This window comes from Streptosporangium subroseum, assembly GCF_900188345.1.
GTDB classification, from domain to species: domain Bacteria; phylum Actinomycetota; class Actinomycetes; order Streptosporangiales; family Streptosporangiaceae; genus Streptosporangium; species Streptosporangium subroseum.
Genome location: NZ_FZOD01000044.1, coordinates 1 through 20,995 on the forward strand (window position 1 = coordinate 1; position 20,995 = coordinate 20,995).

The following is a 20,995-nucleotide window of genomic DNA, read 5'->3' on the forward strand; positions in this document are numbered from 1 at the left end:
TCCGTCTTCAGCTCGGACACATCCGTCTTAAGGCCGGCGACATCCGTCTTCAGGACGGACACGTCCGCCCTGACCTCATTGAGCCCGATCTTGAGCTCGGAGACGTCCGTCTTGAGCACGGACACATCCGCCCTGACCTCATTGAGCCCGATCTTGAGCTCGGAGACGTCCGTCTTGAGCACGGACACATCCGCCCTGACCTCATTGAGACCGACCTTGAGCTCGGAGACGTCTGCCTTGACCTCTTTGAGGTCTTCCTTGGTGGCGAGGGTGTCCATCCTCACCATGATCTGCTCGAACATGGGCGCGACGTACTCCCTGATCTCCGCGCGAACCAGCTCTGACAACACGCATCCTCTTTTCAGAGAAAGTACTCGGACGCCGGTGGAGGGGGCCGGAGGTGGTCGCGGGCCAGACGACTTCAAGGATCGTAACGCTTGGAATGCGCACGATCACCGATTGGATATGAAAGGTTAAACACCGTCGCGACCCGGTGCGACAGGAGTATCACGGAGAGTTGCAATCCTCATACCACCGGTGGTGATCTCACGTGTTCGTGCTCGGTATCTCATGGCTGATCCTGACCCCTCTGTGCCTGTGGAATCTGTTCAGAGGCGGGACGCTGATCCGGCTGACGAGCGTCATGGTGCTGGTCTCGCTGGAGGCGGCCACGGTCTGGGCCAGTTCGTCCGCCCAGCCCCCCGAGCCGACTCCGGTCGCCGCGTCCCCGTTCCTTGCGGCTCCTGCGGCTCCTGCGGCTCCTGCGACGAAAGGTATCCGGCAGGCGGCGTCCTGCCCCACCCGGCTGCCCGCCCCTGAGCGGGCGCGATTGGCCCGGCACCATGGCACCCTGCGCAGCATGACGTTGTTCTGGGCGGCCAGGACGGACGAGTGTGGCACGGCGACCGTCGTCCTGCGCCACGGGAAGCGTGCGATCAAGGTCTGGATGCACGAGGGAGACATGAAACGCAGGCCCACCGGCGCCAGGACGCTCCCGGTGAGCGTGGCGGACGGGGTGGCCTCCATGAAGGTGCCCCTCGCACCGCCACTGCCCGACACGGGGGCGCTCAGGGCGATCGACGGCCGGAGCGGCAGGCCGATCGCCCTGCGTTGAGCAGGTCACATCCCTGATGGGACCGCTGAGGTGACTCCTGGTGGGACCGCGCTGGGTGGCCCGTTGAGGCCCGCCGGGTGACTCCTAGTGGGACCGCTGGGTGGCCCATTGGCGGATCTTGCCGATCCGCTCCTGGATTTGCTCGGCGGAGGCCTGCGCGATGGCCGGGCCGCCGCAGGCCCGGCGGAGCTCGGCGTGGATGACGCCGTGAGGCTGTCCGGTGCGGTGGTTCCAGGCGCCGACCAGGCCGTTGAGCTCCTTGCGAAGGTTGGCGATGAGCTCATGCGGAGCGATCTGGGGCTCTTTGGGCTCGGGCTTGTTCCGCTTGGCCTTGAGCTGGTCGGACTGGCGCTTGCTCAGCAGGGTCCGCACCTGGTCGGGCTCCAGCAGCCCGGGGAGTCCGAGGAAATCCTCCTCCTCGGGAGAGCCGGTCTCGGCGGCGCTGCCGAACTCGCCGCCGTCGAAGAGCACCCGGTCGAAGGTGGCGACCGCCTCCAGGGTCTCGAACGGCAGCTCGTCACCCAGGACATCCGGATTGTCCTTCTGGCGCTGGGCGTCTTCGAGGAGGAGGTCGTCGAGCCCCTCCTCGGGCAGCTTGCGGTCGAGCACGTGGTCGCGCTCGGTCTCCATCTCCCCTGCCAGCCCCATCAGGGTCGGCACCGAGGGCAGGAACACCGAGGCGAACTCCCCTCGCTTGCGCGCGCGGACGAAACGGCCGACGGCCTGCGCGAAGAACAGCGGGGTCGAGATGCTCGTGGCGTAGACGCCGACGGCCAGGCGCGGGATGTCGACGCCCTCGGACACCATCCTGACCGCGACCATCCAGCGGTCCGGGGCGTCGGCGAACTGCTTGATCTTCTTTGACGCCTCCGGATCGTCGGAGAGCACGACGGTGGCGCCCTCTCCGGTGATCGCCCGGATGTGCTTGGCGTAGGCGCGGGCGGTCTCGTGGTCGGTGGCGATGACCAGGGCGCCCGCGTCGGGAACGCCCCTGCGGACCTCGGTCAGCCGCCTGTCCGCCGCCGTGAGCACCTGCCGGATCCAGTCGCCCTTCGGGTCGAGCGCGGCCTTCCACGCCTGGCCGAGCTGGTCCTTGGTCAGCGGGGTGCCGAGGGTCGCGGCGATCTCGTCGCCCGCGCGGGTCCGCCAGCGCATCTCACCCGCGTAGGCGAGGAAGATGACCGGCCGGACGACGCCGTCGGCGAGGGCGGGGCCGTATCCGTAGGAGTAGTCGGAGACGCTGCGGCGGACGCCGTCGCCGTCTTCCGCATAGGTGACGAACGGGATCGGGTTGACGTCGGACCGAAAGGGGGTGCCGGTCAGCGCGAGACGCCGCGCGGCGGGCTCGAACGCGTCACGCACGCCGTCGCCCCAGGACTTCGCGTCGCCGGCGTGGTGAACCTCGTCGAAGATCACGAGAGTCTTGCGGGCCTCGGTCCGGGCGCGGTGCAGGGCGGGGTGCATGGAGACCTGGGCGTAGGTGATGGCCACCCCGACGTAGTCACGGGAGGTCGTGCCCTGGCTGTTCTTGAACTCGGGATCGATGGCGATGCCGACCCTGGCCGCGGCATCCGCCCACTGCTGCTTCAGGTGCTCCGTTGGTGTGACGATGGTCACGGACCGGATGATCCCCCGCGCCAGAAGATCGCTGACGATGCGGAGCGCGAAGGTCGTCTTGCCCGCGCCCGGCGTGGCGACCGCGAGAAAGTCTCGCGGCTCACGGCTGGAGTACAGGTCAAATGCCTCCTGCTGCCATGCGCGAAGCTTCGGCGCGGTGCCCCAGGCGGCACGGTCCGGATATGAGGGCGACAGATGGGATGCGGCGAAAGTGCTCACAGTGTCATCAGCGTAATCGGCGTGACCGACAAGACGTGCCGATCCGCTGAGATCCTCGCCAAGGTCGCCTCCGCGTGCTACGGATTTTCAGACCTTGTACGGCTGGGCCCCCGGCACCCCTCGACGCCCTCGACGCCACGCCCTCGACGCCCTCGGCGACCCCGAACATTGCGGCGCCCCGGGCGTCTTCCGCCGACCCGGAACCTCCCCGCGCCCGCAGCACCTCCCGACGACCCCGGAAACGCTCCTCGGCAGCCGCTGACGGAGACGTGGCCCAAGTCCCGGCGCACGGCCGCCAGGACGCCTGCGGGCGCCGTGAGGACGCCGGTGTGAACCGTCCGCGAACGCCCCCGCCCGGCGGCCCGGCGCCGTCAGCGAATTCCTATGACCACCAGATCGAGTGCGGCCCGCAACCTGAGGTCGTCCGGCTGGGCCACGGCGACCACGACGACCGGGCGTCCTCCGGAACCCGTGAGAAATACCACATTGAGGTAGGCGGGCCGATTGACCACGTCTCGATACACCGCGCGCAGGGAGCGGCTGTGGCCGGTCCGCCCGCCCACCGTGATCGGCTGGTCGTCCAGGACCTCCACCTCGTCGCCGTGGAGCAGCAGCCGCGCATACAGCTCGCTGAGCTCGACCGTCGCCTTGCGCACATCGGCCACCGGCTCTCCCGGCCTGACCATCACCGTCGCCGTCCCGCCGTTGCCCGCCGCCGAGGTGAACGCGGTGACCGGCGGAACCGTCCCCGCGAGCCAGCCGTCGGGCAGCGGGTAGCTCACGCCCGCGGCCGTGTCGATCACCCTGCCGGCCGGGGAGGAGGGAGAGGGCAGGACCCGCAGCACCAGGACGACCGCTCCGGCGACGATCCCCCCGCAGACCGCCAGGGCGAGCGACGCGAGCAGGACGCGCCGCATGCGGTTGCCGGTCCGGCGCGGCGGCGGAGGCACGGGCATGCCGTACCAGCGGGCCGAGGGCGGAAGGTCGTCCCCGGGCTCGGGTATCCGGGGAGGCCAGGACATGCCGGACCGGTTTCCCGCCTGAGCGGACTCCTCCGGCGATCGCTGCCACTCGTCGCTCCGCCCGGAATCATCCGGTGGGCGTGCCCGGCGAGGTCGTTCGTGCACGACGCCTCCTCCCGGCGGTCACGGTCCTACCGTCCTACCATGCATGCCGGGGCGCGGTCCGGCTATGGGTGCTCGCCGTTATAGGAGGATCAATGAGTCAGGAGACGTCCCGCATGCGTCCGGCGACGGTCACTCCGAGCAGTCCTACGGCGGCCATCAGGACGACGATCGTGGTGTAGCCGGTGGCGATGTCGTCGTGGCCGATCAGGTTGACCAGGACCCCGCCGAAGCCGATCGTGAGCGCACTGCCCAGGGTGTCGACGACCTGCAGGGCCGCGGAGTTCGCGCCCTGCTCCGCGTCGGGCGACTGGAGCATCGCGGTCACGTTGACGCTGGTGATGCCGATGCCCATGCCGAATCCTGCGACGACCCAGGCGGGCACGACGACCCATCCGGTGACCCCGGGAACGAGTGCGAGCGACGTCAGCAGAATTCCCGTGGTGACCGCCGTGGCGCCGAGCCGTACGAGCAGGGGCCGGTCGTAGACGCGACGGGTCTGCAGGTAGGAGCCGGCCGTCCAGCCCAGGGCGCCGAGGGTGAGCGCGATCCCCGCGTTCAGGACCGAGAAGTCCCGCTCCTCGGTGAGGAACAGCGGGATGAACGCGTTGACCCCGAAGAACGCCGCCGAGAGCACGCCGCGCATCATGACCGTGCTGGGCAGACCCCGGCCGAACCTGAGCGCCTTCGGGGGCAGCAGCCTCGGCAGGCCCACGGCCAGCGCGACCAGTCCGGCGACGGTGGCGATCCCGCCGGACACCGGGGTGGTGTGCAGCCGGTCCACGCCGTACAGCAGCACCCCGGCACCGCCCGCCGTGGCCATCGCCGACAGGGTCATCGCCAGCGGCCGGGATCGGGGGCCCGTCCCGGGCTCGGGCGCCGGACCCTGCCCGGTGCGCAGTGCGGGCAGGAGCATCACCATGGCCGGGATCACCAGCGGCACGATGCCGTAGAAGACCCACCGCCAGCCGACCGTCTCGGCGATGAGTCCGCCGACGCCGGGCCCGATCAGGGCCGGGAGCACCCAGGCGGCCGACAGCGCGGCGAACACCTTGGGCCGGGCGGCCGGGACGTAGACACGGGCGATCATCACGTAGATCGCCACGATGACCGCACCGCCGCCCAGTCCCTGGACGGCGCGCGCCAGGATGAACAGTTCCTTGGACCCGGCCGCGCCGGCCAGCGCCATTCCGACCACGAACAGGCTCACGCCGAGGAGGAAGGGCAGGGCATGGCCTCGCCGGTCGGACCACAGTCCGGCGACGACGTTGGCGAGCAGACCGGCGATGAGAAAGGCGGAAAAGCTCATGCCGTACAGGTCGAGCGCGTTGAGGTCCTTGGATACGGCGGGCATCACAGCGCCGACGGACATGCCCTCGAAGGCGATCAGCGTGACGACGAGCAGTATGCCAAGGGACGCCGTACGGTATTCGGAACCGAAGATCCGCGGGGGGGTGTATGGAGCGTCAAGTGTCTTCGGTGCTGTCACCTGTCAAGGGTAATGTCCGTCTTCACGCTCCGGTAGGCGGCCCACGTCTCCTGCATCCTGAGCGCCTGGCCGGCGGTGAACTCCGACATGCAACGGTCGTCGGAGTAGTCCATGAAGTTGTGGATCGGGTCCGGCCCGCCGCCCTCGCAGGTGTCCTTGTCGATCACGCAGCCATCGGTGGCCTCTGCCTCGGGTGAGGTGTCGGCGATCCCGTCGCCCGGCGACGCGCAACCGTTCTCGAAGGTGTGCAGCAGCCCGAGCCAGTGGCCGATCTCGTGGACTCCCGTGAACCCGCGGTCGAAGCTGCGCAGCGATCCGCCGGGCAGGCTGCGCCAGTCGATGACCACGCCGTCGAGCATGGGCTCGGCCTTGTACCAGACCGGGTAGGTGGAGTAGCCGAGCACCAGCTGGCCGAGCTGGGCGATGTAGAGGTTGAGGGTCTCCGGACCGCCCTTGCGCATCCGCTTGATCGCCCGCTCGTTGGTGAGCGGGTCACGGAACCAGAGCGCGTTGGTGGTGTGGGTGAGCCCGTCGAGCCTGAACCGGATTCCGGTGTCCACCCCGCCGAAGTGTCCGGAGTAGGCGGCGTTGAGGGTGGCGATCTGGTCGCGCGCCGCGGTGTCCGACGCCCCCAGCAGGCCGTCGGTGATGATGTGCACCCAGGTGGGGACCGTGATGGGAATCCGGTGCCCGCTCGGTCTCGACCGGTGTGACCTCGAGTCGGCGAGCATCTCGGCGACCTCCGCCGGGGGCGGTGCATGCGGCTCGAACCCTCGTCCGGGGACCATGACCCGTGCGGCGCGGACACATCCATGCAGCTCTGACATACCGGACACAGCGGACGCCAAGGCTGGGGCGGGAGGAATGGCGCCCGCTGCGAGCAGGCATACCGAAATGACGGCGGTCGCACGCCGAACCATGAATTCCCCCGAGAAATCACATCCATCGACCGGTTGCCGCTCCCCAGCGACACCCAGACCTTGACCTCCTCTCCGGTGTGAATGCCGGAGATGCTTCCCGTCGCACCGGGCGCGGGGGTTCGCGCTTCACAGCCCTGCCCGACGGCAAGGCTCCACGCGCTGTCACCGCCGATCCAGCGGCCTCGCTGTACCAATGAAACGCGATCTCACTTGGCGACTTGGTTTTCGTGCGCCCGTTTGACCGGGACGAACATTACCCTGTGAGATCACTTCGCTTCAAGGAGTTGCGTCGAAAGCACGATCGTGTCCTGAAGAGCACTCTCATGCGGGCTCTCACCTCCGGTGTGAAACCCGGAGTGTCGGCCCGCATCTCGGTGACTTCATCGGTGGCGATCACCCATGAACAAAGCTCATTCCTTGTTGTCTTCGCCCTTGGGCAACCCTCCGTAGATCTCCTTGCACTCGGGGCAGACCGGAAACTTCTGCGGATCGCGGTTGGGCACCCAGACCTTGCCGCAGAGCGCGCGCACCGGAGTGCCGCTGAACGCGCTCTCCATGATCTTGTTCTTCTCGACGTAGTGGGCGAACCGCTCGTGATCGCCGTCGCCGTGCGACAGATCCGGCCGGATGTCGCTCTCGGTCTCTGGGAGAATCTTCGTGCTCATCCTGCCGATTTTAAGCCCCCGCCACCGCGGTTTCGGCGTCGGTACTCACCTGAATCGCGTGAGAGCGCCGCCGTCCCCGCGAAGGCCGGGCCTTCGCGGGGACGGCGGTCGTACGGGGAGGGCCGTCAGCCCAGGTGGACCTGGGCGCCGTCGGTCTTGCGGCCCGCCTTGACGAACAGCGCGAGCAGCGCCGCGAGTACGGCGACCGCCGTGCTGACCGTGAAGCCGACGTGCATGCCGTCCAGGAAGGACAGGTGCACGACGCCCTCGATGGCCCGCATGATCGGCTCGGGCGTCCCGGGAGCGGCGCCGGCCTGGGCGAACGAGGCGCCCTGGTTGACCAGTTCCTGTTGGCCGGCGGAGAGCGCCGGCAGCTTGGCGTCCGCCCAGTAGCCCGGGAGCACGTCGGCCACCTTGCCCGCGACGATCGCACCGAGCACCGCGGTGCCCACCGAGCCGCCGACCTGCATCGCCGACTGCTGCACGCCGCCCGCGACACCGCTGAGCTCCTCGGGGGCGTTACCCACGATGATCTCCGTGGCGCCGACCATCACCGGGGACAGGCCGAAGGCGAGCAGGGCGAACGGGATCGCACTGTCCAGATAGCTGGCCTCCAGCCCCAGGCGGGAGAGCAGGAACATCGACACGGCGGTGATCAGCATGCCCGCGGAGATCGTGATCCTCGGGCCGAGCTTGCCGATGGCGAGGCCCGCCAGCGGCGAGGCGACGATCATTCCGGCGCTCATCGGGAGCATCCGCAGGCCCGACTGGAGCGGCGAGAGCCCGTGCACGCCCTGGAAGTAGAACGTGAGGAAGAACATCGCGCCGAACATCGAGAACGCCATCAGAATCATGAGGACCGTGCCGACCGCGACCGAGATGTTGCTGAACAGGCTGAGCGGGATCAGCGGCTCGGCGGCCTTGGTCTGCCAGTAGACGAACCCGGCGCCGAGCAGCGCGGCGGCGACCAGGAAGCCGAGCGTCTTGGCGTCGCCCCAGCCGTACTCGGGCGCCTTGATGATCGCCCAGATCAGGCAGAACATGGCGCCGGAGAGCAGGACAACGCCGAGCCAGTCGATCCTGGACAGGGAGGCGGCCTTGCTCTCCTTGACCACGAGGAGGCCGACGATCAGGGCGACGATGCCGACGGGGACGTTGATGAAGAAGACCGACTGCCAGCTCACGTTCTCCACCAGGAGACCGCCGATGAACGGGCCGGCGGCGCTGGAGAGACCGATCGTCGCTCCCCAGACGCCGATCGCCATGTTCAGCTTCTCGGCGGGGAAGGCGGCGCGGAGCAGCGCGAGCGCGGCGGGCTGCAGCAGCGCGCCGAAGAGTCCCTGGAGCACCCGGAAGGCGATCAGCCAGGTGATGGAGTCGGACAGGCCGATGGCGAGGGAGGTGAGCGCGAAGCCGGCGATGCCGATCACGAAGATCCGCTTGTGCCCGAACAGGTCGCCGAGCTTGCCGGCCGTGATCAGGAACACGGCGAGCGCGAGCAGATAGCCGCTGGTCACCCACTGCAGGTCGGCGAGGGAGGCGTTGAGCTCCTTGCCGATCACGGGGTTGGCGATGGAGACGACGGTGCCGTCGAGCATCACCATCATCACGCCGAGCGACACCGCGAGCAGTGTGAGCCACGGGTGACCCTGCCTGGATGACTTGCCTGTATGCGACGGCGGTGGTGTCGCCACCGTCTGGGCCTGTGCCATGGAAGGGTCCCCCTCGTGATCTCGATCTGCCCCCGCGTGAGGCGTCAACCTCAGGTAATTTATGTCAGCTCATGACATGTGACAAATCCTTTTATGAGACAGAGGATGACATATGGCAGACTGTGAACTACACGTTTCGAAGGGGTGACAAGCATGGGTCAGCCCGGCCTACGCGAGCGCAAGAAGCAGAAGACACGACTGGCACTCATCGACGCGGCCCTCGACCTGTTTCTTGAGCAGGGGTACGAGGCGACGACCGTCGACCAGATCGCGGCGGCCGTGGACGTCTCACCCCGCACGTTCTTCCGCTATTTCGCGACCAAGGAGGACGTCGCCCTCTCCCTGCACGTCGACGGGCAGGAGGCCATGCTCGCCGAGCTGGCCTGCCGCCCGGGAGAGGAGTCGCCCTTCACGGCGCTCTCGCACGCCGTGCGCGCGATGGTCACCATGCTGGAGGAGGAGGACCTCGCCGAGCGGGCGAGGTTCCTCAAGGCACGCGAGGTGATCGACAACACCCCCGCGCTCTTCGCCGGCAGCATGCGGCGGGTGATGGAGAACGAGCGGCAACTGATCGCCGAGATCGCCCGGCGCGAGGGCTCCGGCGGCGACGACCTCCTCCCCCACTTCGTCGTCGCCCTCGCCACCACCGTGGCCCGGGTCGGCTTCGAGTTCTGCCCGCCGACGGGCGTCGACGACCTCGCCGCCCTCGCGGCCCGGCTGGAGGCGACGCTGGCCCTGGCCGAGCGTTCCCTGCGCCCCGGCTGGGACCGCCCGTAGTTCCGCGGCGCCGACGACGGCGACCCTGCAGTTGATCAGTGCCCGTCGCCTCGGCGGGATGCCGGCGATCAGGCCGCGTACCCGCCGTCGACGTTGATGGTCGCGCCCGTGATGTAGGCGGCGTCGGGCCCGGCGAGGTAGGCCACAAGGCTGGCGACCTCGTCGACGGTGCCGTAACGGTCCACGGCGATGAAGGGCTTGGTGATCGCGGCGAAGGCCCCGTCCTCGGGGTTCATCTCGGTGTTCGTCGGGCCCGGCTGGATCGTGTTGACGGTGATGCCCCGGCTGCCGATCTCCCGCGCCAGGCCGCGCGCGAATCCGGCCACCGCGGCCTTGGTCAGGGCGTAGACGCTTCCACCGCCGAAATGGATGCGGTCGGCGTTGATGCTGCCGATGATGATGATCCGGCCCCCGCCGCCCATGTGCCTGAGCGCCGCCTGCGTGGCGAAGAAGACACCGTGCAGGTTGACCGCGACCGTGTGGTCGTAACCCTCCTCGGTGATCTCCTCGATCGGGCCGACCCCGCCCACTCCGGCGTTGTTGACCAGGATGTCCAACCGGCCCAGGCGCTGCACGGTCTCCTCGACGGCCTCGCGGACGGCTGCGCGGTCGGTCGCGTCGGCCTTGATCGTGATCGCCTGGCCACCCTCGGCGTTGATCTCCTCCGCCAGGGTCTTGGCCCGGTCGGCGGAGGCGTTGTAGGTGATCGCGACCGATGCGCCCTGGCGGGCCAGGGTGCGGGCGATGGCCGCTCCGATGCCCCTCGAACCGCCCGCGACGAGGGCGACCTTGCCGGTCAGGGTGGGCTGCACGATGTCTCCTTCTGATTTATTGAGCATGCGCTCAATAAATCAGATGACGGATCGCCCGTCAAGTGATATCTTGATTGCCTGCTCAATAATTGGTGGAGGCGGTTATGGCCAGGGGACGCCCGAGGGCCTTCGACACGACGACGGCGCTCGACGCGGCACTCGATCTGTTCTGGTCCAGGGGCTACGAGGGGACCACGATGGCCGACCTGTCCGCGGCGATGGACCTGAAGCCGGGCAGCATCTACGCCGCGTTCGGCTCGAAGGAGGGGCTCTACGAGAAGGTCCTCGACCGCTACGTCGACACCGTCTCCACCTACCCCGCCGACGCCCTGCCCCAGCCCACGGTCCGCGGCGTCATCGAGGTGTGGCTGCGCGGCGCGGTCCACGCCACCGCGGGCGCGGACACGCCCGCCGGATGCCTGCTGGTCCAGGGCGCCCTGGTCTCCGGCGCCGAGGCGGACCGCGCGCGGCAGGAGACCGCCAGACGGCGAGCGGCCGGGGAGATCCAGCTCCGCAGGCGATTCGACCAGGCGAGGGAGGACGGCTCCCTGCCCGAGGACGTCTCGCCCGGCGCCCTCGCCACGTACGTCTCCGCGCTGGCCCAGGGAATCGCCGTCGAGGCGGCGTCGGGAGTGTCCCACGACGAGCTCGACGCGATGATCGAGCTGGTCCTCAGGCGGCTGCCCTGGGAGTAGGCGGCCTCAACTCCTCGACTCGCGGCGACGCGGCGTCAGTTCATCGAGGGGTCGTCGGGACAGGTGGCCACGTAGGCGAGCTCACCGCGCTGGCGGCGGAGCACCGCGCGCCACAGCGACTCCGGCTCCTGGTGGAAGGTGTCGCCGGGCTCGGAGTCCACGACGTACCACGCACCCTCGCCGATCTCGGTTTCGAGCTGCCCGGCCGACCACCCGGCGTAACCCGCGAAGATCCGCATCTGGGCGATCTCTCCGGCGAGGATCTCCGGCGGCGCGTCGAGGTCGACGGTGCCGAGCCGGGACACCGCCGGGGTGCCCGCGTGCAGTCGCCGCCAGCCGAGCGGCTCCTGCCCGCTCGGAACCGCGGCCAGCGCCAGCGCGCTGTCGGTCTGTACGGGGCCGCCCTGGAACAGCACGGACGGGCCGGTGACCATGGTGTCCCAGGTGGGCAGCACCTGGGTCACCGCGATGTCGCTCGGCCGGTTGAGCACCACGCCCAGGGTGCCACCGTCGAGGTCGTGTTCCAGCACCAGAACCACGCTGCGCCGGAAGTTGGGATCGTCGAGTTGCGGCGTCGCCACCAGAAGTCCACCGACGTAGATCGCCTCCGCCATACCTCCATCATGAGGGGTGAACCCCGGATCGCGCTGCTCCCCTCCTTCTTCGGATCTTTCAAACCTCGCGTTATGTTACTCGGAGTGCTCAATGCGAAACTCTGGGTAGCATAGATCGCGAATCGGAGGGAAAATGCTGCAGATGTCCAAGGGCTCCATAATGCTGTTCGCGCTGTTCTTCGGCATGGCCCTCGCGTTCACGGCGAGCACGCCCTCACCGTCCGGGGTGGACTCCGCAGCCTGTCCGGACGGAAAGCCCGCCGGAGAAGATGCGGGCGACAGGGCCGCCTTCGCCGTCTACCGCGAGAAGCCCGCCGTTCCGAACGATCTGATCGACGCGAGCGGCGAGCGGAGTGTGGCCCTCGGGGCCACGCGAGGCGCCTCGGCGCAGATCGCGGCCGAGGTCGAGGAGCAGAGCACCGCGAGCCGCACCGTCAGGTCCCTGTGCGGCAAGCGCCGGTCCGACCAGCACACGGACTACCGCGCGGAGCGTCGTACGGCCGGCGGGTGGCTTCCCTATACGGGGCCGCCCGCCGACCTGATCGGCAAGATCGCCACAGCCGGAGGCCTGGTGCTGACCGGCGGACTGTTCTGGTGGTACGGCGCCATCTGGCCCCGCCGGACGCCCAGCGGGCCGATCGCCATCCGGCGGTCGCCGTACGGCCGCCGCCGGCACTCCGGCCTCGAGCCCTGACGACCCGTCGCCTGCCCTTACGGCCCAACGGATCGCGGGCCGCCTCTCCGGTCTGAAGACCGGAGAGGCGGTCAATCGGGAAGTGGTCAGGCCTCGGTCATGCCGGTGCGTGCCCGCCCCCCGGCCGACTCCCGGACCGCCGCCGCGACGGCGCCCGACACGTCCGGATGGAACACGCTGGGGACGATGTAGTTCGGGCCGAGCTCCTCCGCGGTGACCACGGCGGCCAGCGCCTTGGCGGCGGCCAGAAGCATCTCCTGGCTGACCACGGTGGCCTGGGCGTCGAGCAGACCGCGGAAGACCCCGGGGAAGGCCAGCACGTTGTTGATCTGGTTCGGGTAGTCCGAACGGCCGGTGGCGACCACCGCGGCGTGCTCGCGGGCGGCGTCGGGTGAGACCTCGGGCTCCGGGTTCGCAAGCGCGAAGACCACGGCGTCCTTGGCCATCGTGGCGATGTCGTCACCGTTGAGGATGCCGGGGGCCGAGACCCCGATGAACACATCCGCGCCCTTGACCGCACCGCGCAGGTCACCGGAGTAACCCTCGCCGTTGGTGTGGTCGGCGATCCACTGGAGCGAGTCGTCCAGGTCGTCACGGCCGCGGTGCACCGCGCCCAGGTAGTCGCAGACGATCACGTTGCGGGCGCCGGCCGCGAACAGCAGGCGCAGCACCGCCGTACCGGCGGCGCCGGCGCCGGCGAGGGTGATCCGTACGTCTCCCAGCTCCTTGCCGACCACGCGCAGCGCGTTGGTGAGCGCGGCGAGCACCACGATCGCGGTGCCGTGCTGGTCGTCGTGGAAGACCGGGATGTCGAGCAGCTCGCGCAGCCGCCGCTCCACCTCGAAGCAGCGCGGCGCCGAGATGTCCTCCAGGTTGATGCCGCCGAACCCGGGGGCGATGATCTGCACGGTCCGTACGATCTCGTCGACGTCCTGGGTGTCCAGGCAGATCGGCCAGGCGTCGATGTCGGAGAACCGCTTGAACAGGGCCGCCTTGCCCTCCATGACGGGGAGCGCGGCGGCCGGGCCGATGTTGCCGAGACCGAGCACGGCCGAACCGTCGGTGACGACGGCGACGCTGTTGCGCTTGATGGTCAGGCGGCGGACGTCCTCGGGGTTGCGGGCGATGGCCATGGAGACGCGGGCGACGCCGGGGGTGTAGGCCATGGAGAGCTCGTCACGGTTACGCAGCGGCACCTTCGACCGCATCTCGATCTTGCCTCCGAGATGCATGAGGAAGGTCCGGTCCGAGACCTTGTGGATGACGACGCCTTCGACGCCCTCCAGCTTGTCCACGATCGCCTGGGCGTGATCGGTGTCACGCGCGGCGCAGGTGACGTCGATGCGCAGGGTCTCGTGCCCGGCGGTGGTCACGTCGAGCGCAGTGACCACACCCCCGGCGGACTCTACTGCGTGGGTGAGCTGGCTGACTGCCTTACCGCCGGCCGGCACCTCCAGGCGCACGGTGATGGAGTAAGACACACTCGGCACGGTGGCCACAGTCAATCCGCTCCTTTGCGACTGACTTGGTTGGGATATCTCCATCGTGCCATCCCCTGACGGGTGGGCGCGCCGAGGTCGGCCGGCCCGAGGCTGCCAATGCGGTCACAATCGGGCTCCCCCTCCTGGCGACCGGCATGCCGGAGCGGCCCGTCGCCCCGTGGCGAGAAGCAGGCCGGGCCGCCGGGCTCAGAACAGTGCGTTGGCCAGGTTTCTCCGGGCCCTGGCGATGGACGGGTCGTCGGCGGGGAGCGTGTCGAACAGGGCGAGCAGGTGCATCCGTGCCCTGTCACGCTCGCTGCCCGAGGTCCTGCGCACCACGTCGACGAGCCGGTCGAAGGCCCTGTCCACCTCGCCGGAGAGCATCTCGAAGTCGGCGGCCAAAAGGTGCGCCTCGACGTCGGCCGGGTCGTTCAGGCGACGCTCCAGGTCGGCGGGGTCGACGTCCTGGGTCCGCCGGATCAGGCCCAGTCCGGCCAGGCCCAGCTTCGCGTCCTCGTTGTTCGGCGAACGGGCCAGCAGCCGCTCGTAGGCGGCCACGGCGCCCTCGAGATCACCGGCGTCGATGGCCTGCTCGGCGGCGAGCACGTCCGGGTCGACGGGGGGCTCCTGCGGCTGCCCCTCCGCGTCGGGGGACTCGGGAGCCTCCTCGCCGGGCGGGAGATACTGGGCCAGCGCCTCCATGAGCTGGACCAACCACTCCCGCAGCTGCTGCTCGGTGGCGATGCCGGGGACGACCGCCACCGGCTGGCCCTGGAAGATGGCGTACAGGGCGGGCACGTTCTGCACCCGGAGCGCCTGCGCGATCTGCTGGTTGATCTCGACGTCCACCCGGGCCAGGATCCACCGGCCCACGTTCTCGGCGGCCAGCTTCTCCAGCAGGAGGCTGTACTCCTTCGCCTGCTCGGCGCGGGTCACGGTGAGCTCCAGCAGCACGAGGCTGTTCATGGAGCGTTCGACGACCTCCGCCGCGAAGTTGGCGTCGTCGACATCGATGACCGGCGCCGGAACGCCACCGGTTTCCTGTGCGACGCTCTCCCGCCGTGCCTGCGCCTCCAGCGCCTGCTTGCGGGCGCCGAGATCCACGGCACCGTATAGCGATCCGGGTCGAGTGAAGTCCGCTGGGCTCATACCCCTAATCCTGCCGTATCCCAGTCACTGCGCCGACGCCCCCTCACTAGAAGCGGGCGGGCTCGGTGTAGACGCCCCATTCGTCGCGGAGCGCATCGCAGATCTCACCGAGGGTGGCCTCGACGCGGACGGCGTCGAGCATGGACGGGATCATGTTGCCCTCACCCCTGGCGACCTGCACCATCGCGGCCAGCGCGGCGTCCACGGCCGCCTGGTCGCGGGCGGCGCGGCGGTCGGCGAGGACGCGGTTCTGCTCGCGCTCGACCTCGTGGCTGACCCGGAGGATCTCCAGCGGCTCGTCGATGGAGGCCGTGTGGCAGTTCACCCCGACGATCCGCTTCTCCCCCTTCTCCAGCTTGCGCTGGTAGTCGAAGGCGGCCTCGGCGATCTCGGACATGAACCACCCGTCCTCGATGCCGCGCAGGATTCCCGAGGTCATCGACCCGTCCGACCCCATGTCGCGGATCCTCGTGAAGATCGCCTCGGCCTCGGCCTCGAGCCGGTCGGTCAGAGCCTCCACGTACCAGGATCCGCCGAGCGGGTCGGCGACGTTGACGACCTCGGTCTCCTCCATGATCACCTGCTGGGTGCGCAGCGCGATCTCGGCGGCCTTCTCCGAAGGCAGCGCCAGGACCTCGTCCAGCGCGTTGGTGTGCAGCGAGTTGGTGCCGCCGAGCACCGCCGCGAGCGCCTCGACCGCGGTGCGCACCACGTTGTTGTACGGCTGCTGCCCGGTCAGCGAGACCCCCGCCGTCTGGGTGTGGAAGCGGAGCCACTGCGCCTTGTCGGTCTTGGCGCCGTAGACGTCACGCAGCCAGCGCGCCCAGATCCGCCGCGCGGCCCGGAACTTCGCGATCTCCTCGAAGAAGTCGATGTGCGCGTCGAAGAAGAAGGACAGGCCGGGGGCGAAGGTCTCGATGTCCAGCCCGCGCGACAGGCCCAGCTCCACGTAGCCGAACCCGTCGGCCAGGGTGAAGGCCAGCTCCTGCGCGGCGGTGGAGCCCGCTTCGCGGATGTGGTAGCCGGAGACGCTGAGCGGCTTGTAGGCCGGGGTGTCGGCGGTGCAGAACTCCATCAGGTCGCCGATCAGCCGCAGGTGCGGCTCGGGGGTGAACAGCCACTCCTTCTGCGCGATGTACTCCTTGAAGATGTCGGTCTGGAGGGTCCCGTTGAGCTTGCCGACCGGCACCCCCTGCCGTTCGGCGGCGACGACGTACATGCAGAAGATCGGGACGGCCGGCCCGCTGATCGTCATCGAGGTGGTGATGTCGCCGAGCGGGATGCCCTCGAAGAGCAGGTCCATGTCCAGCGCGGAGTCGATCGCCACGCCGCAGTGGCCGACCTCGCCGAGCGAGCGCGGGTCGTCGGAGTCGCGGCCCATCAGCGTCGGCATGTCGAAGGCGACGCTCAGCCCGCCGCCGCCCGCGCCGAGGATCATCTTGTAGCGCTCGTTGGTCTGCCGGGCGTTGCCGAACCCGGCGAACTGCCGGATGGTCCACGCCTTGCCCCGGTAGCCGGTGGGGTGCAGGCCCCGGGTGAAGGGATACTCCCCCGGCCAGCCGATGCGCTCCAGACGGGGGTCGTCGCCCTCGGGCCCGTAGACCGGCTCCACGTCGAGACCGGAGAGCGTCCGGAACTCGGACTCTCGCTTGGGTGCCTTGTCGAACCGCGCCTGCCAGCGCGCACGCCCCGCCTCGATCTTCTCGGCGTCCATCAGCCAACTCCCTTGTACGGCTTGCGGCTTCCTACACGGCTTGTGGCCTCAGAGAAATACTAGGACGTCCTAGTAATTTTTGGCCAGGGTTATGCCGATGGGGTAACCCTGGCACCGGCCGGGGCCGCGACGGCCCGGGAAGCCGGGCGTCAGCCCTCGAAGTCCCCGGCGGCCACGCGCAGGGTCCGGAACAGGCCGAACATCTGCTCCCGCTCCGCCTCGCCGTACATCGTCATGGCGAAATCGGCCTCCGTCAGATCGGCGGTCGCCTTGCGCACGACCTCGCGACCCTGGTCGGTGATCTCCGCCAGCACCCCGCGGCCGTCCCGGGGATTGCGCAGGCGGCGCACCAGGCCGGCGCGCTCCAGCCGGTCCACGGTGTTCGTCACGCTTGTCGGATGGACCATCAGCCGCTCACCGATCTTGGACAGAGACAGCGCCCCCGTCTTGCTGAACGTCAGCAGAACCAGTGCCTCGTACCGGGCAAAGGTCAAGTCATGTGGTTTGAGCAGCGTGTCCAGTTGCGACAGCAGGATCTGGTGCGCTCTCATGATCGATGTGACGGCGGCCATGGCGGAGGAAGGCCCGAAATGAACGCGCCATGTCTCCGCGGCGCGCTCGATGGGGTCGAACGGCAAATTCAGCTGACCTGTAGCCACAGGGCTACGGTAGCGCGGCCTCATCCCGGTTCGCCCATATACGTAGCGTCATCAAATTGACGGCTTCACCAAGAACACCAACGCCAAACGTCACGCTCAGTTATGGTTCCCACATCGAATGGTGAGGCCGTGGCCAAGTGGCCGCGCAGACTCAGTCCGGCCTGCGGGGGACGCGGTCCGGACCGGTGCCGAGGGGACCGGCTTCCGCACATTCACGGCACGGGGGGTGCTTGGTGAACGACAACTCAATGGCGTTCAGACGCCACACGGACTTCGGCGCAGCCGGCACGGCGTGGATCCCTTCCACGCCCGCCGGTGCGTGAGCACAGGGGCGTTTCGCGCGAGGAGCTCCAGCAGAGTGGGTTGATGGCGGTCGCCGTCCTGCTCGTGCTGGGGGTGGCCGCGGCGTGGAGCGTCCTGATTCCCGGGGTCAGCGCGTGGGAGAACATCATCGTCGCGGTGATCGGCTCGCTCCGGCTCACCGGACCCGTGGCCGCCGCGTTCGCCGCCTGGGTGGCGGTGCGCAGGCGGCGCGGGACCGGCGGGCGGTCCCTGACCCCCTGGCAGGCGGTGCGCGCACCACTGGCGGTCCTGGTGGTGGCCGGCGGCGCCTTCACCGCCACGGTGCTGGTCCTGGCGATCAGGACGATGATCACCGAGCAGGCTGGGCGGCTGTTGCCCAGCGGTCTGGTCATGGGCGTGGCCGGGCTGGCCCTGTACGTCGTCATCGGCTGGGTGACCGGCTGGCTGCTGCCGTGGACGATCACTCCGGCGCTCGCGGGGCTCGGCTGCTACGGCCTGTTCGCCGGGCTGGCCCAGGGGCCGCCCTGGGCCGACCGGCTCACCCCGGCCACGCGGGAGCCGTACGACCTGTTCCGTGGATTGAGCGCGGCGGCGTTCACCGACCAGACGCTCTGGTTGCTGGGAATCAGCGCCGCCCTGCTGCTCGGCTGGGCCGCGGTGGTGACCCGCCAGGCGCTGGTCCTGGCCGCCGCCCTGCTCGCGGTGCTGGCGGCCGGGACCGGGGTGGCCCGGCTGTTCACCGAGCCGGGACCGGGCTCCGCCCAGCAGGTGGTCTACAGCTGCCAGGAATGGCCGATCATGGTCTGCGTGCACCCGGGAATGCACGCGGGGCTCCCCGAGCTCGGCTCCGCGTTCATCAAGATCGCATCCCGGCTGGCGGGGACGCCCGGCGAGTTCTCCCGGCTGGAGCAGCACCCCCGGCGTGACCAGGCGCCCCTGGCTCCGGGGACGGTCCCGATCCACGTGGACGACCTGGCCGCCGGATTCGCGGAAAGGGCGGCCGACGAGTTCGTCGAGGGTCTCGGCACGAAGTGCGGGGGCACCTCGGCGAGCGGATACCGCGACATCGTGATCGCGTGGCTGCGCGGCAAGCCGCTCCCCGGCGGACCGCTCCCCGAGCACCAGTACGCCGCCGCGTGGTTCTCCGGTCTCACGGAGGACCAGCGGCGCGACTGGCTCCGGCTGTACTACGCCGACTTCACCGAGTGCCGGCTACAAAGCACTCACTTCGGGGGGCAGGCGGGGCAGACCACTCAGACAGTGCCGCCGGGCCAGGGGGCCGGGGGCGGCCGGGCGGTGCCGTTCCCGCGGATTCCACAGGCCGAACCGTCCTACCAGGCGCCCGGTGTCACTCCCCCGATCCCGACGCTCCCGCCGTCGACCCCGTGGAAGTCCCCCTCGGGAAAACCCGATACGGTCCCGTTCCCACGCAGCTGACAAGATCAGCATAGGCTCCGCGTGAGAAAGCACCCTCCCAGGGAAGGGGACCGGCGTGAAAGCCCCCTTAGAAGCACCGCCCGAGGCGCCTCAGAAGCCTCGCAGGCGCCCCTGGCGCTTCCTCGCCGGGCTGCTCGTCGTCGTGATCATCCTTGCCGTGGGTGCCCGGCTGACCTGGTCGTGGCTCAACCCCTTCGGCGAGACCTCGATCGACCGCAGCCAGCCCGTGCTGCTGCAGTCCATTCACAACCTCAGCCGCTTCGAGGCGGCCACCGGCAACTTCCAGGTCGTCGTGGATCTGGAGAAGGACGCCTCCTTCCTGCCCGACGCCGTCAAGGGCAGCCGGACCCTCTTTGTCGGTGCGGGCGGCGTGGACGCCTACGTGGACTTCGGCGGCCTGCCCAACGGCGCGCTGACCATGTCTCCCGACCGCAAGGAAGTCACGATCAAGCTGCCCCGCGCCCAGCTCGAGAAGCCCAACCTCGACAACAAGCGCTCCTACGTCTACGCCCAGCAGCGCGGTCTCTTCGACCGGGTGGAGGACTTCCTGTCCTCCTCTCCCGCCGACCAGCAGGAGCTCTACGTACTGGCCGAGAAGAAGATCGCCGAGGCCGCCCAGGCCAGCGACCTGCGCAACCGGGCCGACCAGAACACCAAGGCCATGCTCCAGGGCATGCTGGGCACCCTCGGCTTCGACAAGGTCACCGTCAAGTTCGCCGACGAGCCCTAGAACGCCCCTGGAATGGCAGGACGGACCGGCGTCGAGGCCCAGGTGACGACGGGCCCGGGGGCCCTGCCTTCGCCTGAGGGCCTCGACCCGTGACCTCGAACGGAGACCGGACCGGGGCATGCGAGGCCGGTCAGCCGATGGCCTCCATGAGCTCGTCGGCGGCCGTGTAGGGGTCGAGATCGCCGTCCAGGACGCGGTCGGCCAGGACGTCCAGGCGCCTGTCGCCGTGCAGGTGGGCGAAACGGGAGCGGAGAGCGGCGAGGGCGATGGCCTCGATCTCGTCGCGAGCCCTGACCTGGCGACGGCGGGCGAGCTCGCCCGACTCCTCGAGGTAGGCCAGATGCTCGTCGAGGGCGTTGACCACGTCTTCGGCGCCCTCGCCCCGATAGGCGACGGTCGGCACGATCGGCGGCCTCCACACCCGCTCGACCAGGGCGAGCATGTTGCGGAGCTCGCGAATCGTCGCCTGGGCCCCGTCGCGGTCGGCCTTGTTCACCACGAACACGTCGGCGATCTCCAGGATGCCCGCCTTGGCCGCCTGGATGCCGTCGCCCATTCCCGGGGCGAGCAGCACGACGGTGGTGTCGGCCAGCGAGGCGATGTCCACCTCGGCCTGGCCGACCCCGACGGTCTCGATGAGGATGACCTCGCATCCGGCCGCCTCCAGGACGCGCAGCGCCTGGGGCGTGGCCCACGACAGCCCGCCCAGGTGGCCGCGGCTGGCCATCGACCGGATGAACACCTCGGGGTCGCATGCGTGGTCCTGCATGCGGACCCTGTCGCCCAGCAGCGCCCCTCCGGTGAACGGCGAGGACGGGTCCACGGCGAGCACGCCGACTTTCTTGTCCCGCTTGCGGAACGCCTGGACCAGCATCCCGGTGGAGGTGGACTTGCCCACGCCGGGAGAACCGGTGAGCCCGATGATCCGGGCCCGGTGCGGCCGGTCCGTGCGGAGCTCGGCCATGATCTCCCTGAGCCGGGGCGAGCCGTTCTCCACCATGGAGATCAGCCGGGCCACGGCCCGTGGCTGACCGTCCCTGGCCCGGGCGATCAGGTCGGAGACCTCCACG

General features: G+C 69.4%; 20 protein-coding genes. 6 read left to right on the forward strand and 14 right to left on the reverse strand.

Going from position 1 to position 20,995, the window contains the following annotated elements; all coding sequences use genetic code 11:
• A partial coding sequence (locus tag CHC08_RS32305; protein ID WP_218825596.1) for a coiled-coil domain-containing protein occupies positions 1–347 on the reverse strand: 347 nt, incomplete at its 3' end.
• Between the two features lie 203 nt (positions 348–550).
• On the opposite strand from CHC08_RS32305, the gene CHC08_RS32310 reads away from it, so the two are divergent.
• Positions 551–1,114 carry a hypothetical protein gene (locus CHC08_RS32310; protein ID WP_089211173.1) on the forward strand — a complete coding sequence of 188 codons (564 nt, stop codon included), beginning with the start codon at positions 551–553 and terminating at the stop codon, positions 1,112–1,114.
• An 84-nt stretch (positions 1,115–1,198) separates the two neighbouring features.
• Here the strand turns inward: CHC08_RS32310 and CHC08_RS32315 are convergent, their stop codons facing one another.
• The 6 genes from CHC08_RS32315 to CHC08_RS32340 form a co-directional block, all read right to left on the reverse strand.
• Positions 1,199–2,950, reverse strand: coding sequence for a DEAD/DEAH box helicase (locus CHC08_RS32315; RefSeq protein ID WP_179282334.1), 1,752 nt, complete (start codon positions 2,948–2,950; stop codon positions 1,199–1,201).
• A 371-nt stretch (positions 2,951–3,321) separates the two neighbouring features.
• Positions 3,322–4,077 carry a DcrB/PsbP domain-containing protein gene (locus CHC08_RS32320; RefSeq protein ID WP_143653419.1) on the reverse strand — a complete coding sequence of 252 codons (756 nt, stop codon included), beginning with the start codon at positions 4,075–4,077 and terminating at the stop codon, positions 3,322–3,324.
• Positions 4,078–4,174: 97 nt separating this feature from the next.
• On the reverse strand, positions 4,175–5,563 hold the full coding sequence (locus CHC08_RS32325; RefSeq protein ID WP_089211175.1) for an MFS transporter: 1,389 nt from the start codon (positions 5,561–5,563) through the stop codon (positions 4,175–4,177).
• On the reverse strand, positions 5,560–6,390 hold the full coding sequence (locus CHC08_RS32330) for a zinc metalloprotease (RefSeq protein WP_179282335.1): 831 nt from the start codon (positions 6,388–6,390) through the stop codon (positions 5,560–5,562). The genes CHC08_RS32325 and CHC08_RS32330 overlap by 4 nt, the downstream gene beginning before the upstream one ends.
• A gap of 503 nt (positions 6,391–6,893) precedes the next feature.
• A complete protein-coding gene (locus tag CHC08_RS32335) occupies positions 6,894–7,148 on the reverse strand; it encodes a DUF3039 domain-containing protein (protein WP_089211177.1) in 255 nt (84 codons plus the stop codon).
• Between the two features lie 125 nt (positions 7,149–7,273).
• Positions 7,274–8,860, reverse strand: a complete 1,587-nt coding sequence (locus CHC08_RS32340; RefSeq protein WP_089211178.1) for a DHA2 family efflux MFS transporter permease subunit — start codon at positions 8,858–8,860, stop codon at positions 7,274–7,276.
• 153 nt (positions 8,861–9,013) lie between these two features.
• Between CHC08_RS32340 and CHC08_RS32345 the strand changes: the two genes are divergently transcribed.
• On the forward strand, positions 9,014–9,637 hold the full coding sequence (locus tag CHC08_RS32345) for a TetR family transcriptional regulator (RefSeq protein WP_089211179.1): 624 nt from the start codon (positions 9,014–9,016) through the stop codon (positions 9,635–9,637).
• Between the two features lie 68 nt (positions 9,638–9,705).
• On the opposite strand, the gene CHC08_RS32350 is transcribed toward CHC08_RS32345, so the two are convergent.
• The gene (locus CHC08_RS32350) at positions 9,706–10,449 is read right to left on the reverse strand and encodes an SDR family NAD(P)-dependent oxidoreductase (protein ID WP_245878691.1); all 744 of its coding nucleotides are present in this window, start codon (positions 10,447–10,449) and stop codon (positions 9,706–9,708) included.
• Between the two features lie 104 nt (positions 10,450–10,553).
• Between CHC08_RS32350 and CHC08_RS32355 the strand changes: the two genes are divergently transcribed.
• Positions 10,554–11,144, forward strand: a complete 591-nt coding sequence (locus CHC08_RS32355; RefSeq protein ID WP_089211181.1) for a TetR/AcrR family transcriptional regulator — start codon at positions 10,554–10,556, stop codon at positions 11,142–11,144.
• 35 nt (positions 11,145–11,179) lie between these two features.
• On the opposite strand, the gene CHC08_RS32360 is transcribed toward CHC08_RS32355, so the two are convergent.
• Positions 11,180–11,758: a YqgE/AlgH family protein gene (locus tag CHC08_RS32360; protein ID WP_089211182.1), complete on the reverse strand. Its 579-nt coding sequence runs from the start codon at positions 11,756–11,758 to the stop codon at positions 11,180–11,182.
• A gap of 133 nt (positions 11,759–11,891) precedes the next feature.
• Between CHC08_RS32360 and CHC08_RS32365 the strand changes: the two genes are divergently transcribed.
• Complete coding sequence (locus tag CHC08_RS32365) at positions 11,892–12,452, forward strand: hypothetical protein (protein WP_089211183.1); 561 nt, start codon at positions 11,892–11,894, stop codon at positions 12,450–12,452.
• 86 nt (positions 12,453–12,538) lie between these two features.
• On the opposite strand, the gene CHC08_RS32370 is transcribed toward CHC08_RS32365, so the two are convergent.
• The 4 genes from CHC08_RS32370 to CHC08_RS32385 form a co-directional block, all read right to left on the reverse strand.
• Positions 12,539–13,951, reverse strand: coding sequence for an NAD-dependent malic enzyme (locus tag CHC08_RS32370; protein WP_089211184.1), 1,413 nt, complete (start codon positions 13,949–13,951; stop codon positions 12,539–12,541).
• A gap of 189 nt (positions 13,952–14,140) precedes the next feature.
• Positions 14,141–15,082 (reverse strand): tetratricopeptide repeat protein, encoded by a 942-nt coding sequence (locus tag CHC08_RS32375; protein ID WP_089211185.1) that lies wholly within the window; start codon positions 15,080–15,082, stop codon positions 14,141–14,143.
• Between the two features lie 46 nt (positions 15,083–15,128).
• The gene (locus CHC08_RS32380) at positions 15,129–16,796 is read right to left on the reverse strand and encodes a coenzyme B12-dependent isobutyryl-CoA mutase large subunit (RefSeq protein WP_089211186.1); all 1,668 of its coding nucleotides are present in this window, start codon (positions 16,794–16,796) and stop codon (positions 15,129–15,131) included.
• Positions 16,797–16,945: 149 nt separating this feature from the next.
• Positions 16,946–17,479 carry a MarR family winged helix-turn-helix transcriptional regulator gene (locus CHC08_RS32385; protein WP_089211187.1) on the reverse strand — a complete coding sequence of 178 codons (534 nt, stop codon included), beginning with the start codon at positions 17,477–17,479 and terminating at the stop codon, positions 16,946–16,948.
• Between the two features lie 342 nt (positions 17,480–17,821).
• Between CHC08_RS32385 and CHC08_RS32390 the strand changes: the two genes are divergently transcribed.
• Positions 17,822–19,195, forward strand: a complete 1,374-nt coding sequence (locus CHC08_RS32390; RefSeq protein WP_089211188.1) for a hypothetical protein — start codon at positions 17,822–17,824, stop codon at positions 19,193–19,195.
• A gap of 55 nt (positions 19,196–19,250) precedes the next feature.
• On the forward strand, positions 19,251–19,925 hold the full coding sequence (locus CHC08_RS32395; RefSeq protein ID WP_089211189.1) for a DUF4230 domain-containing protein: 675 nt from the start codon (positions 19,251–19,253) through the stop codon (positions 19,923–19,925).
• Between the two features lie 130 nt (positions 19,926–20,055).
• Here CHC08_RS32395 and meaB read toward each other — a convergent pair whose 3' ends face one another.
• Entirely contained in the window at positions 20,056–20,994 is a 939-nt protein-coding gene (meaB, locus tag CHC08_RS32400; protein WP_218825597.1) for a methylmalonyl Co-A mutase-associated GTPase MeaB, read from the reverse strand.
• Position 20,995 lies beyond the last annotated feature (1 nt).